Raw genomic sequence first — 13,299 nt, forward strand, 5'->3', positions numbered from 1 at the left:
TGTAAGTTCCTGATTGCGCACTGCTATTCAAACTGCTTCCGGAAATCTGCAAACTGCGCACTCAAATCACTGACCTGCTGTTTGAGTTGCGCTACTTCTGCTTCCAGCAAGCCTACCCTGTCCCCCCTTGAGCCACCAGCACTGCCAGGGTGACTGGTTTCCGCCTGCTCCAGGTCAGCTTCGTCGCAGGACAGCAGGTGTGCATAACGTGGCTCCTTGGTGCCCGGTGTGAGTGCGAGTTTTGCCACCAGTGGCGGGTATTTGTCCATCAGGTATTCCAGGCATTTTTCCACCTCAGCGACCGTGGCAAACTCATGCAGGCGACCGGCGCGGCTGCGGATTTCGCCGGCAGTCTGGAAGCCGCGCAGCATCAGTATCGCCAGCACAGCGACCTTGGGCTGATCCAGCATCCACTTGATGCGCATTCGATGCTCATACTTGGCGACGCGGGCGCCGGCCTGGTGAATGGCGTTGGCCAGTTTTTTTGCGGCCAGCCTGTCTATGGCTTCGAGCACTTCGCTTTCTGTCAGGCTCATCACCGGGTCACGGCTGGTCAGTTGGTTACAGGCATTGACCAGGGCATTCAGGGACATGGGGTAATTGTCGGGGGTGGCAGCCTCTTTCTCTGCCAGCGCAGCCAATACGCGGACTTCGTTTGCATCAAGAAACTGATCGTTTGTTGCATCCTGCGCAACACCATCTGCGGGATTTTCTGTACTCATCACTCTACCTTTTTGATTGCAGCACTGTTAGAACCTTGCCAGAGTCTGGCTGGTAAAACATATCGGTTTTATATCATACAGGGATGCTGCATTTGCGCAAGAAGCCCCGCGAGTCCGGGATCAATTAATTTTTTTAAAAATTTAACCCCGCTTTATTCATCGCTCCGTTTAATGAGTAAGACCCTCATTTTTTGGAGCCATCATGAAAAAATATCTTTCCATCCTGCTACTTGCAGCAACTGTCTTTACCGGTACTGCCGTACATGCCGGGCAACTCGCCGGTGTCAGCATCATCAATCAAAGCACCGGTGAACGTCTGCCCATCTGGCGTCATCATGGCAGCAATTACGTCGCGGGAAGACCTGGTGACCGTTATGCCATAGAAATCACCAACAAGACAGGCGGGCGCATTTTGTCGGTCTTGTCAGTCGATGGCGTCAATGTATTGAATGGCGCAACAGCGTCACCATCACAGGCTGGCTATGTGCTGGGTGCCTGGCAACCCGTCGAAGTCAAGGGCTGGCGCAAGAATATGGATGAAGTGGCGGCTTTCTATTTCACCCAGTTGCCGGATTCATATGCAGCACGCACGGGTCGTCCTGATAATGTAGGCGTGATTGGCGTAGCACTGTTCCGAGAATATGTTGAACCTGTCGTCATCAACCGTTCTGAAGAAGAACGTTATGCGGCCGCCCCCAAAGCTTCGGCCGCTCCGGCAGAGGCCCCGCCCCCCATGGGCAGCATGGCGAAACGGTCTGCCGACAGCAGCATGGCCGAAAGCAAGATAGGCACAGGCCATGGTGAGCGCATCAGCAGCAGTGTGCGTAATACCGATTTCCGCCGTGCCAGCACGCTGCCAGATGAAATCATCAGCATACAGTATGACAGCTATGCCCGCCTGGTGGCGCGCGGCATCATCCCGCGTGGCCGCAATCCAGAACCGAATCCCTTCCCTGGCAGTTTCGTGCCTGATCCAAATTGAGCACGGCCTTGAACAAAAACAATTCCACCTACCGGAGATTATCAATAATGAAAAAATACACACGCCTGCCATCGTCACTGGCCTTGCCCCCGCTCCTGACCATGATGCTGAGCGCTTGTCAGCTAAGCAGTGTTGCGGACTTGCAGGCTGACGATTCTGCCGGACAACATGCCCAGGCCAGCGACATCAGTATGAAAACCCATAGTGGCAGTAGTGGTGGTGGCGGTATTGATGATGGGGCCAAGAAAGCCGTTGCGGCCGTGATGGCAGAAGCGGCGCCGCCTGCGAGTGCGCGTGAAAATACTGTGAATAACAAGGACTTGCCCGGGCTGCTTGCAAGCTATTTTGACGGCAATGTTGGTCACAACCAGTACATACAGGTGGACAAGCCTTTGTACAAGCCTGGTGAAACAATCTGGTTCAAGACCTGGGACCTGCGTTCACGCACGATGACGGGTGTGGACGACTATGAAACAACGGTAGAACTGATTTCACCCAAGGGCGCCAGCGTGATCAAAAAGCGCCTGCGAGTGAAAGCGGGCAGTGCAGAAAATGATTTTGAGATCCCGGCCGAAGCCCAGGGTGGTGAATACAAACTGCGCACCAGTGCAGCTTATGGTCAGCCGGTGGAACGCAGCATTATCGTTTCTGCCTATGAAGCACCACGCCTGAAAAAAACGCTGGAATTCGTCAAAAAATCTTATGGCGCTGGTGAACTGGTCAGCGCCACCATCGCCGTCAAGCGGCCAACCGGTGAAGTACTGGGCAACAAGCGTTTAAGCGCTGTCATCACGATCGATGGCAGGGAATTACCGCGCGTGTCTGTGACCACCAATGCAGAAGGTGAGGCACTGGTTAAATTTGATTTACCCAAACAGATAGAAACCGGTGAAGGCTTGCTGAGCATACTGGTAGAAGACGGCGGGATTACTGAATCGATATCCAAATCCATCCCTATTCTGCAAAACAGGATGGCGCTGTCTTTTTTCCCGGAAGGGGGCAAGATGGTAGCAGGCTTGCCTACCCGTCTGTATTTTGAAGCCAAGACCAGACTCGGCAAACCGGCTGATGTTGAAGGCCGTCTGGTCGATGACCTGGGCCATGCTGTTGCGACATTCAGCACCTATAAAAATGGCTTGGGGCGCATCGCCTTTACTCCGGCGACAGGGCGCAGCTATCATGCAGAAATCAGCAAACCAAGCGCCGTGACAGAACAATATGCACTGCCGCTGGCAGAAGAAAAAGGTTGTGTCATGCGCAGTTATGACGACCTGGATGGACAAGAAAAAGCTTTGCGCATTGCTGTGCAATGCACAGAAAAACAGAAAGTCGTGGTAGCTGCCACGGTACGCGAAAATGTGTTTGATACGGGAACCATAGAAGCAGGGCCGGGCAAGCCATCTGTGATCTACCTGTCGGCCAAAGATGCAGCTGTACAAAACGCCGCCGGCATTGCCAGGGTGACTGTGCTTGATCAATCATTGAACCCGCTGGCAGAAAGACTGGTGTTTCGCAATCGCCGCAACCGTCTCGATATCAAGGTAGAAACTGACAAGAAAAACTATACCCCGAGAGGGCAGGTAGCGCTGGCTATCACCACCAGAGATGCCAGCGGCAAGCCCGTACCGGCGGATATAGCGCTGGCCGTAGTGGACGATACGGTCCTGTCTTTTGCCGATGACAAGACCGCCACCATGCTGTCACGCCTGCTGCTGGAATCTGAATTGCCGGGCAAGATAGAAGAACCGAACTTTTATACTGACCTGAGCGAAGACAAGAGCGCACTGGCGCTCGACATGTTGATGGGTACGCGCGGTTACCGGCGCTTTGACTGGGTGCAGATACGGCAAGAGACCTACCAGGCTGGCGTCAAGGGGCTGGTGCATCCCATGCCCGTCATGGCTGCAGCAGCAATGCCAGCACCGGCGCCTGTGCCGGTGAGGGCACTTGCTGCACCAGTTGCCCCTGCTGCACCCATGGCGCCACCGATGCCTGCTGCCGATCTCAAGAAAAAAGAAATGGCCGTGGCCGATGCGGCGCCGCTGCCACCCATGCCGGTAGCCAAACCGATGGCAGACAGACGCCGAATTGATAAGAACGAACAGCCTGTCATGGCCGGGATGGAAGCCAGGCCTGCCGCTATTGCCGCCATCCCGCCTGTTGCACAGGATGTTGCAGTCATGGAGAAAGTCGTGGCGGATAAAGACTTTGAGTACGCCATGAGCAAAACCCAAATAGCCAGAAAAGATGCCTCCTTGCAGCAGCTGGCTCCGGTCAGGGTATTCCCTGTCCCGGCCTACACACCTGATTATGCCGGACCACGCGATGATTATCGCGAGACTGTGCTGTGGGTTCCATCCGTCAAAACCGATAGACAAGGCAAGGCAACAGTAAAGTTTGTCCTGTCTGACGCCGTGACTTCTTTCCGTGTCACCGCCGAAGGTGCAGGCAATGGTCAGCTTGGTCATCATGAGCGTGTCATCAAATCGTCTTTACCTTTTTCACTGTCAGCCAAATTACCGCTGGAAATTTCGGCCGGCGACAAACCCCTGATCCCTGTGACTTTGACGAATGAAAGCGAACAAGCCCTGCAAGTCAGGCTGAACAGCAATTTTGGCAGCCTTCTCAAAGTAACAGGCAATCAGGATCAGCAGGAGAATGGAGGCCAGTTGCCTGCCGGTCAGCGCAAGAGCCTGTTCATCCCGGTGGAAGTGAATGGCACACGCGGTCTGTCACAGGTGCAGTTGTCCGCTTCGGCATCAGGTCTGAAGGACGAAGTTTTGCGCAGCATACCGGTGGTTGCGCCGGGCTTTCCGCAATTGTTTGAAAAATCCGGACAGATCAAGGGCCAGGCCAGCCATGATATCGACCTGGGCAAAGCCAGCAAGGGCAGTGTGCAGGCCAGTATCAAGGTGTATACCTCGCCACTGTCGACCATGGTGTCTGGCCTGGAAGGCATGCTGCGTGAGCCCTCCGGTTGCTTTGAACAAACCTCATCGACCAACTACCCGAATGTAATGATCATGCAATACATGAAACAGCATGATGTCGCCGACAGCGCCTTGCTGGAACGCACCAATAAACTGCTGGACAATGGCTACAAGAAGCTGGCCGGTTTTGAATCGCCGAAAAAAGGCTATGAATGGTTTGGCGGTGATCCCGGCCATGAAGCCCTGACTGCCTATGGCCTGCTGGAATTCGCCGACATGAAAGGCATCTATGGCGCGGTCGACAAAGCCATGCTGGCGCGCACTGCCGCCTGGCTCAAAGCCAGACGCGACGGCAGTGGTGGTTACCAGCGTGACGGCAAGGCGCTTGATACTTTTGGCCGCGCCACGCCGGAAGTCACCGATGCCTACATCACCTGGGCGCTGGTGATGGCTGGCGAAACCGGCCTGGACAAGGAAGTCGCAAAATCAGTCAAACTGGCAGAAACCACGCAGGACGCCTATCAACTGGCCCTGGCAACGGCAAGCATGCTGGAACCTTCATCCAAAGCCATCGTCAGCGAAAAGAGCCGCCGTGCAGCCGTAGAAAAACTGGCGGCCATGCAGACAGCATCTGGCGCCTGGACCAATGCAGACCATTCCATCACCCGCAGCGGTGGCAGCAATCTGCACATAGAGACCACGGCACTGGCCATCATGGCCATGCTCAAGGCAGATGGTCACCTGGAGCAGGCACGCAAAGGCATCAACTGGTTGCAAGCCAACCGTAGCGGCTTTGGCCAATGGGGCGCTACCCAGGCGACCGTGCTGGCCCTGAAAGCGATGATCGCCTTTGATGAGGCGACCAAGGTTGCGCCTGCTGCCGGTACCGTCAGCCTGCTGGTCGACGGCGTGGTCGTGCGTGAGCTCAGCTATGAAGCAGGCAGGCGTGAACCCTTGCAGTTCCAGGATTTTGATGACTTGCTCAAACCAGGCAAGCACAACATCACCCTGAAGAGCAAGAATGGCAGTGCCCTGCCCTACTCTATTGCGATTGAATACCGCAGCAGTGAGCCAGCCTCGTCCGGCGCCGCTGTCGTGGACTTGCAGACCAGACTGGCAAAATCCGAATTGAAGATGGGTGAAACAGTCAGGCTTGATGCCACCATCAGCAACAAAACGCAAACTGGCCAGCCCATGAGCCTGGTACGTCTGGGCTTGCCTGGCGGCTTGACTTTCCAGAACTGGCAATTGAAGGAAATGCGTGAAAAAGGCCAGATAGCTTTCTTTGAAACCCGTGCCCGTGAAGTGATCTTGTATTTCCGCGACATGAAACCGGGGGAAGTGAAGAAACTGGCTATAGACCTGGTTGCCAGTGTACCTGGCACGTACACCGGACCGGCATCATCAGCCTATCTGTACTACAACGACACGGACAAAACGTGGACAAGCCCATTGGCGATACGCATCACGCCTTAGCAAGGCGCAGGCAGCAGATTCCGCGTTTTTCCGGGCAAGTCGTAATTGGTGGAAAAACGCGGAAAGGCATGATCGTGAGAGTCTGGTTATACCTGCTGGCAGGCAGAAATGATGCTGCCGGAGCCGGATTTTCCGGTAAACTAACCGGCATGACTACCGGACCCCAAACTGACGAGGCATTGATGCTGCTCTATTGCGATGGCGACCTGCTCGCTTTCACGGAGCTGTACCAGCGCCATCGTCTGGGTCTGTACCGCTTCATCAGCTGGCGTTCACCACGCCAGGAATGGGTAGATGAAATCGTACAGGACAGCTGGGCGGCCCTGCATGCAGCACGTGCCCAGTACCAGCCAATTGCCGGTTTTCGCACCTATCTGTACCAGATTGCCCGCAATCGCCTGATTGATCTGTTACGCCAGAAAGAGTCCTTGTACGAAAGCGATATCGGACAGGGCGTGGAGGCCGATGACCTGACCCTGGAAAGCACACAGGAATCGACACCGCTGACACGCTCCCCAGAAAGAAACATGGAAAAAAAGCAGCAGGCAGATCGCCTGCATGACGCCATCAAAAGTTTGCCAAGCGAGCAGAAAGAAGCCCTGGTCCTGCAACAGTTCAATGGCTTGAGCCTGGAAGAAATCGCTGTCATCACGGCCGTACCAGCGGAGACCGTCAAGAGCCGTTTGCGCTACGCCATGCAAAAACTGCGTGCCCAGCTACAAAACCAGACGCAAGGGGAGTTTGCATGACTTCCAGGGACGACAACATGCATAACAGCGAATACGATGCAGAATTCGAGGATTTCCTGCAAGGCCAGGGCGAACTCGCCAGTCTGTTGCAGAATCTGGAGCAGGAGCAACCATCAGCAGAACTTGATGCTGCCATCCTTTCTGATGCAGCGAGGGTATTGAACAACCCGGCCATCAATCCTGTTACTGCGATTGCGCCGGCGGCGCAACCTGCCAACGCAGCGAATGACGCCAAGGGACCGTCTGGTTCCGGCGCTATGCCAGGCTTCTTGTGGCGCTGGAAATTGCCACTTGGCCTGGCAGCCAGCGTCCTGTTTGCGATACCGGTCGTCATGGAATACCGCCAGCAGACTGAGCAGGACGTAATGGTTGCCGCAACCAGCCCGGCAAAAGATATTCAGCCGCAACCAGTCATGACGGATGCCGATAAAATTGCACCTGCAGCAGCACCTGACATACAGGCTGTACCAGAAACAGCCCGCGCCGAAGTGAAACGCAAAGCCGTGGCGCCTGAGCCAGCCGTTGACGCAGCTAATGACAAGTTTGCAGAGAAATCTGATAAAAAAAATGACCGGGCTGCGCCTGAATTGGAAAAATCCAGGCTGGCAGACAATCAGGTCGCAGATGCCAGACGCGCAGCCCATGTCGCGCCGGCTGCCGTCGTGCCACCTGTTGCCATGTCTGCCCCCCCTGCACCATCGCCAGCACCTGCTCCCGCTGCCCCAATGCCTGCACAGGTCATTGCTGAAGCCGCACCGGCCGCTACCACCGGGATGCAGTTAGCAGAACGTAAAGCCTATGCCAATGCTGCGCCCGCTGCAAAACCGGTATTTGATGCAACTGCGCGAGAAAGTTCAGGTATGGCAGCACCAGTTCCAGGCGCATCCAGGACACGTGTTGCAGACGCCAGCAACAGCAAGGAAGAAGCACTGCAGCAACTGGCAAAAAAAGCAGAAGCGGAGACTCGACCATTAACGGCCATGAGTAAAAGTGCGCCCCCCCCGGTTGAAGTTGCCACAAGACCAGCTCCTGTCATGGCAAGGGCTGACAACAAATCCGATGCCGCCGCGATTGGTCAGATCGCGCCCGCCAGGGTGTCAGCAGCACCACCCGCTCCGTCTGCCAGCATCGCACCAGAGACACCGCTGAGTCCTGACGAATGGCTGCAAAAGATAGAACGCCTGCTCAAAGCCGGCCAGGACAGGCTGGCGCTTGATGAATGGAAAAAATTCCGCCTGTCCTACCCTGGCTTTGCCGTCAGCAAACAGATTCAGACAAAAATGGAAGAATTGCAAAATAGCTTACCAAAGTGAGTGGGCTGGCCCTGCCGCAGTCCCCTTGAATGCAGGCAAGTCAGCCATGTGCTGAAAGCAAATGCATCTTCGGCGACGCCATCAAACCGGAACCCGATGACTTTCATCGAACTGCATAAACACATGTCAGGTACAGGTATTAAAAAAAGGGGCGATGATATGTTGATTAATCAACGCCCCTTCCTGCTACTTGCTACATGGCGACCTGGAACAATTTACTGACGAAAAGTACTGGCAGGAACAGTCACCGGTGCACTGCCGCAAGCGGGCACACTGATCGTGCGATTAGCCCCCACTTCCCACGCCAGCGGTTTGACACCATTGACGATGTACTTGTACTCATAAGTCGTATTGGCGTTGAGGTTGCGTGACACTGTCCATAGCGGCCAGAGACTGCCTGACATCTTGCTGGCGACTGCCGTATTCCAGTTACCGAGTTCTGCACCGCTGCCGGTCAGGTAAACATCCTGCCCGACAACGGTAGTGTTATTTGTCACCTGGAAGTTGACCTGCACCTGGCATGACGTGCTGTCACCCAGTTTTTGATTGATATGCAATGCCACAGCCGGCACACTGCCGCCGCCATTGGCGGCAATACTCAATGTCACCATGCCGTTTGCTGCCACCACCACGGCGTCGCCGCTACACGCCGTTCTGGCGGCATTGGCGAGACCGTGCACGACGTTGCAATAGGTGCCGGCAGGCAGCAAGGTCTGGAAACTCTGATTCCATACGCTGAAATCATTATTGATGGCGACGAAACCTTTATTGCCACGGTTAAAGGCAATCTGGTTGGCATTGCCTGTCGTGAAATTGTCGACCCCCTGGCCAGACGTGGTAGAGCGGAAGGCCACCATGCCCGCAATATCACCCCAGCGATGGATGAAGTCCCATTGCTGGTTGATCAGTGGATTGCCATTCGCATCAAACGGGTTGGCCGCTGGTGCATCGGCATCGTTATTCGTGAAGATGAAGCCTGAGTGCACTTGCGCTTCACCATAGGGCCAGGCCAGCATGAAGACATTGGCCAGGTCATAGCGCTTGCTTCCCTGGGTATCATTAACCGCACCGGTGCGATTGCTGGCGTTGAGGGAATCGCCATTGCGTTCTGTATCCCAGTTATTGACGAAGACCGTGGCCTTGCTGCTGTCACTGATAAATCCCCAGGTGCCACCCCAGTTACCCGGCGTACCCATGATATTACGCACTTGTGAAATACTGGCACCATTGAGATTGCGGAAGGTCTCTTTCATCGCCGTCACGTATTTGAATTCATTGATGGTGCCTATGCTGAGGTAAGAATTTCTGTCCACCGTGCCATCAGTAATGATTTCTTGCGTAATCCACAAAGGTTCACCCGCTGTGGTGGTGTGATTGATGCTGCCTGCGATGGTTTGCAGATCACTTTGGCGTATGTGCTTGGCCGCATCAAAACGGAAACCATCGACACCCATGGCGATCAGCGCATTCAGGTAATTCCTGATCTGTCCCTGCACATAGGCAGAACCTGTATCAAGATCAGGCAGACCAACCAGACGGCATTGTGTGACTGCATCACGATTATTATTGTAGTCACTGCCCTGGATGTCACAGGCCGGATGAAAGTCATTGGCACTGAAACGCGGATAGGAGGTGCCTGCAACCCAGGTCGCACCACCTGTTGAAGTACCGCTGCCTGCCGCCAGATGATTGGCCACGATGTCGGCGTAGACGCGCACACCGGCGGCATGACAGGTGTTAATCATGGCCTGCAACTCTGCGCCTGTACCCATTTTACTGTTCAGGTTGGTGTAATCGACAGGCTGGTAGATGTCCCACCAGTTGCTGCCACGATTGGCGGAACTGGGTGGCGATATCTGCACTGCGCCATAACCTTGCGGCCCCAGAAAGTTAGTACATTCCTTGGCGATGTCATTCCATTTCCAGTGGAACATCTGCACTGAGGTGTCTCGTGGATTGAAAGCTTGCGCCGGTGTGGAAAATACGCCTGCACTGCAAAGTATCAGGCTGCTGACCAGGGCTTTTTTCATCAGCCCCGGTACGGTGGTCTCTATCATGTTGTCCCCTAAATTTATTGATCATTGTTGATAACTGTTGATATGTGGCAGGGCTGCAGCGCAGCCCGTCACTACTGCATAGGGTGCAGCCTCTTGAGCCCCCAACAGCTCTTGAAGCTACGCTTCATGGCTTTCGCCATGCCCTTCTTTGCCGTCACGATGCACAGCAAATCTGGCAAGCCAAGGCAGAAGTGGCAAATAAGTTTGCAAACCATAGCTTGGCGATAATTTTTTAGTAGTTTTAATACATAAATCTACAAATAACAAAAATATTGATGCTGTCATGCAGCATGGAATGTAAGGCTAAAGCTTGGAATTTTTCAGTAATCAATAGAGAAAATAACAAAAATAGGTTCGCAGTTGCGATCACTTTTGCAGTTGTGCCATTACAACAAGTAATTGAGTATTTTAACTACATAATTCCATGTAACCCAACTGGCTCAGCCGTCACTTTCATGCGCAAGCCAGAACACAGCCACCTATATACTGCCGACGACATAAGCCACGCAGTCGCCTCGAATCGCTGAGGAAAACCATCTCGCCGCCCCGTGGAAATCTTTAGAATTTAGCGTCTGTTGCAAAAATAATGAAAATAAATGCATAAATTCGTCATCATATGCTTGTTTTATTCAAAAAGCTGTGGCAAGATACATCCATCGCTTCAACAAACAGATAAATTTTTAGGAATGATCGTGAAAACTACTTTGCTCAAACAACTGATACAAAACCTGCGCACCACAGCGCAAGCTTTGGCATCGGCCCGCAAAGCAGCCAGCGTCAAGCACACGCCATTCTTTGCACAGACCAGCATTCATGGCACGTCTACACAGAATGACCGTGAAATGCTCAATGATATTAGCCCCCTCAATTATTACGGGGACTGGCATACACACAAAAGCATACGAGGGGAAACCCTGAAGGTAGCAGGAGCAAGCTGACAACGCTCCCCTGCCCTAGCGCTGAAAAGCCCGGATGCCCTTAACAAGCTCCGGGCTTTTTGATTTTTTTGGCCCGCCTGAACGACAGGCCACAGTAATGAAATCCGCCAACGCGGTCGTGACCGGGCAACACCGGAACACGCAGGTTCTTTAACAATTTGGGAAATTTCATTCAAGCCCTGTTCCTCAGGGATAGTCGAATACTGAGGATGGGGATGAATACAGGATGCGGGCGTAGCTCAACGGCAGAGCGCAAGCCTTCCAAGCTTAGGATAAGGGTTCAATTCCCTTCACCCGCTCCATCATGAAAGCGAATTGCAGTGCTACGAACGCCAGCACCGAACCCAGTTCGCTTTCATGATGTCTTTGTCGTCTAAAGGTCAGGACAGCTGACTTTCTATCAGCGAATGGCGGTTCGATTCCGCTCAGAGACTCCACAGGATGGTTGCCCGAACGGTAAGGGGCGCGGCTGTAACCCGCGAGCATGCTAGACATAGGTGGTTCAATTCCATCACCATCCACCAGATTTTGTATCTCAAGCTAAACAGGTGAAAGCACCGGTCCGAAAAACCGGGGAGCGTGGATCGTTACCACGGGGATACACCATTTTATCGGAGTATGGCGCAGTCCGGGAGCGCAACTGCTTTGGGAGCAGAAGGTCCGAGGTTCAAATCCTCGTACTCCGACCAGCAACAAAGTGTTATCTCGACATAACACCGCAATACATGGGGGTGTAGCTCTTTGGTAGAGCACCTGCTTTGCATGCAGAATGTCGACGGTTCGATTCCGTCCGCCTCCACCATTTTTATACGCAGGAACAATCACAGGAGCAGCACATGAAACGAAAGAGCAGGCATCGCAAGATGCCAGATAAAGAAACCTGACGGGATGTAGCTCAAAGGTAGAGCATCCGGCTTTTAACCGGACGGCGAGAGTTCGATTCTCTCTATCCCGACCAGAAGAGAATAGCGATTAAAGCGAAATCACCGGTCATTTTAATCGATGTTTTCTTGATGTATTCCCCGATAACTCAGTTGGTAGAGTGATGCACTGTTACTGCATCTGTCCCTGGTTCGAATCCAGGTTGGGGAGCCAGTTTTTACAGGGGATTAGCCAAGAGGCCCAAGGCACCTGGTTTTGATCCAGGCATTTCCAAGGTTCGAATCCTTGATCCCCTTCCAGCTTTTTACCTTTTTGTCCCTTTGTCTCCGGAGTCGAGCATACGGCTCAAACCCGGCAAGGGGCACCAAGAATATTTTAGTGTGGCCATAACTTAACGGTCAAAGTCGTGGATTGTGATTCCGCTTATCTCGGTTCGATTCCGAGTGGTCACCCCAAAATACTCTTTACTTGCATAGTTCAACTGGCAAGAACGCTGCCTTGATAAGGCAGAGGCTGGTGGTTCAAATCCATCTGCAAGTACCAATTTTATATCTCGGTGGCTCAATTGGCAGAGCAACGGTCTCCAAAACCGAAGGTTACAGGTTCAAGTCCTGTCCGGGATGCCATGTTTTAACTCGCCTTAGCTCAGCTGGAAGAGCGCAACGATACGAATGTTGATGTCGCAGGTTCGATCCCTGCAGGCGGGTCCAGGTTGACCGCGTGGTCAAGTGATCGCTGTTCCCTCACGGACGGCATGCCCGCCCGGGCGTGCGCGGTATTTTTATCAAAGGAAGATTCGCATAATGGTATTGCACCGGATTGCTAATCCGGCGAGCTTGAAAAAAGCTTATGTGCGTTCGAGTCGCACATCTTCCGCCAGTTTTTTGCCTCATTAACTCAATGGTAGAGTGTCCGCCTGTCTAGCGGATTGCCAGCGGTTCGATTCCGCTATGGGGCGCCAGTTTCATCCCTTTGCCGGTTTAGCTCAGTTGGTAGAGCAACTGATTTGTAATCAGTAGGTCGCGGGTTCAAGCCCTGCAACCGGCTCCATTTTTTTAAGGCTTAGCTCAGAAAGCAGAGCGGCTGGTCCCTAGTCAGCAGGTCGCAGGTTCGAGTCCTGCAGCCCTTATCATTCACGGAAGTATGGCAGAGCGGTCTATTGCACTTGCTTGGAAAGCAAGGGGCCTTTCAGAGGCCCCGTGAGTTCGAATCTCACTACTTCCTCCAGACTCATTTCATTCTTCAGTATT

7 protein-coding genes and 17 tRNA genes are annotated in these 13,299 nt (G+C 53.5%); 22 read left to right on the top strand and 2 right to left on the bottom strand.

Annotated features, from left to right (window positions below):
• Window positions 1–23: 23 nt before the first annotated feature.
• Window positions 24–722, bottom strand: a complete 699-nt coding sequence (locus LZ463_RS03660) for a YceH family protein (RefSeq protein ID WP_241453929.1) — start codon at window positions 720–722, stop codon at window positions 24–26.
• Between the two features lie 202 nt (window positions 723–924).
• Between LZ463_RS03660 and LZ463_RS03665 the strand changes: the two genes are divergently transcribed.
• The 4 genes from LZ463_RS03665 (at window position 925) to LZ463_RS03680 (ending at window position 8,172) form a co-directional block, all read left to right on the top strand.
• Window positions 925–1,704, top strand: coding sequence for a hypothetical protein (locus LZ463_RS03665; RefSeq protein ID WP_241453930.1), 780 nt, complete (start codon window positions 925–927; stop codon window positions 1,702–1,704).
• A 47-nt stretch (window positions 1,705–1,751) separates the two neighbouring features.
• Entirely contained in the window at window positions 1,752–6,110 is a 4,359-nt protein-coding gene (locus LZ463_RS03670) for an MG2 domain-containing protein (RefSeq protein ID WP_241453939.1), read from the top strand.
• Window positions 6,111–6,184: 74 nt separating this feature from the next.
• A complete protein-coding gene (locus LZ463_RS03675) occupies window positions 6,185–6,859 on the top strand; it encodes a sigma-70 family RNA polymerase sigma factor (RefSeq protein ID WP_241453941.1) in 675 nt (224 codons plus the stop codon).
• Entirely contained in the window at window positions 6,856–8,172 is a 1,317-nt protein-coding gene (locus LZ463_RS03680) for a hypothetical protein (RefSeq protein ID WP_241453943.1), read from the top strand. The genes LZ463_RS03675 and LZ463_RS03680 overlap by 4 nt, the downstream gene beginning before the upstream one ends.
• Before the next feature lie 215 nt (window positions 8,173–8,387).
• On the opposite strand, the gene LZ463_RS03685 is transcribed toward LZ463_RS03680, so the two are convergent.
• A complete protein-coding gene (locus tag LZ463_RS03685; protein WP_241453950.1) occupies window positions 8,388–10,229 on the bottom strand; it encodes a carbohydrate-binding module family 20 domain-containing protein in 1,842 nt (613 codons plus the stop codon).
• Window positions 10,230–10,921: 692 nt separating this feature from the next.
• On the opposite strand from LZ463_RS03685, the gene LZ463_RS03690 reads away from it, so the two are divergent.
• From LZ463_RS03690 to LZ463_RS03775, 18 genes are all read left to right on the top strand, one after another.
• The gene (locus LZ463_RS03690; protein WP_241453952.1) at window positions 10,922–11,167 is read left to right on the top strand and encodes a hypothetical protein; all 246 of its coding nucleotides are present in this window, start codon (window positions 10,922–10,924) and stop codon (window positions 11,165–11,167) included.
• A 228-nt stretch (window positions 11,168–11,395) separates the two neighbouring features.
• Window positions 11,396–11,469: transfer RNA gene (locus LZ463_RS03695), tRNA-Gly, on the top strand.
• Window positions 11,470–11,529: 60 nt separating this feature from the next.
• Window positions 11,530–11,604 (top strand) — tRNA-Glu (locus tag LZ463_RS03700).
• A 2-nt stretch (window positions 11,605–11,606) separates the two neighbouring features.
• A tRNA-Tyr gene (locus LZ463_RS03705) sits at window positions 11,607–11,691 on the top strand.
• 88 nt (window positions 11,692–11,779) lie between these two features.
• Window positions 11,780–11,856, top strand: a tRNA-Pro gene (locus LZ463_RS03710).
• Window positions 11,857–11,894: 38 nt separating this feature from the next.
• A tRNA-Ala gene (locus LZ463_RS03715) sits at window positions 11,895–11,969 on the top strand.
• Window positions 11,970–12,051: 82 nt separating this feature from the next.
• Window positions 12,052–12,125 (top strand) — tRNA-Lys (locus LZ463_RS03720).
• A gap of 61 nt (window positions 12,126–12,186) precedes the next feature.
• Window positions 12,187–12,262, top strand: a tRNA-Asn gene (locus tag LZ463_RS03725).
• Window positions 12,263–12,270: 8 nt separating this feature from the next.
• Window positions 12,271–12,348 (top strand) — tRNA-Gln (locus tag LZ463_RS03730).
• 81 nt (window positions 12,349–12,429) lie between these two features.
• Window positions 12,430–12,504 (top strand) — tRNA-His (locus LZ463_RS03735).
• Between the two features lie 11 nt (window positions 12,505–12,515).
• Window positions 12,516–12,592 (top strand) — tRNA-Ile (locus LZ463_RS03740).
• 7 nt (window positions 12,593–12,599) lie between these two features.
• Window positions 12,600–12,675 (top strand) — tRNA-Trp (locus LZ463_RS03745).
• A gap of 8 nt (window positions 12,676–12,683) precedes the next feature.
• A tRNA-Arg gene (locus LZ463_RS03750) sits at window positions 12,684–12,759 on the top strand.
• A 79-nt stretch (window positions 12,760–12,838) separates the two neighbouring features.
• Window positions 12,839–12,928: transfer RNA gene (locus tag LZ463_RS03755), tRNA-Ser, on the top strand.
• A 7-nt stretch (window positions 12,929–12,935) separates the two neighbouring features.
• A tRNA-Asp gene (locus LZ463_RS03760) sits at window positions 12,936–13,010 on the top strand.
• A gap of 13 nt (window positions 13,011–13,023) precedes the next feature.
• Window positions 13,024–13,099, top strand: a tRNA-Thr gene (locus LZ463_RS03765).
• A 6-nt stretch (window positions 13,100–13,105) separates the two neighbouring features.
• A tRNA-Arg gene (locus LZ463_RS03770) sits at window positions 13,106–13,179 on the top strand.
• Between the two features lie 7 nt (window positions 13,180–13,186).
• Window positions 13,187–13,276: transfer RNA gene (locus tag LZ463_RS03775), tRNA-Ser, on the top strand.
• The last annotated feature ends 23 nt before the right edge of the window (window positions 13,277–13,299 follow it).

This window comes from Undibacterium paludis, from assembly GCF_022568815.1.
In the GTDB taxonomy this organism is placed as follows: Bacteria; Pseudomonadota; Gammaproteobacteria; order Burkholderiales; family Burkholderiaceae_D; genus Undibacterium.

Bases quoted from the DNA above. Each gene is read 5' to 3' on its own strand.
- LZ463_RS03660 (WP_241453929.1), bottom strand. From the start codon at position 722: ATGAGTACAGAAAATCCCGCAGATGGTGTTGCGCAGGATGCAACAAAC.
- LZ463_RS03670 (WP_241453939.1), top strand. From the start codon at position 1,752: ATGAAAAAATACACACGCCTGCCATCGTCACTGGCCTTGCCCCCGCTC.
- LZ463_RS03680 (WP_241453943.1), top strand. From the start codon at position 6,856: ATGACTTCCAGGGACGACAACATGCATAACAGCGAATACGATGCAGAA.
- LZ463_RS03685 (WP_241453950.1), bottom strand. From the start codon at position 10,229: ATGATAGAGACCACCGTACCGGGGCTGATGAAAAAAGCCCTGGTCAGC.
- LZ463_RS03665 (WP_241453930.1), top strand. From the start codon at position 925: ATGAAAAAATATCTTTCCATCCTGCTACTTGCAGCAACTGTCTTTACC.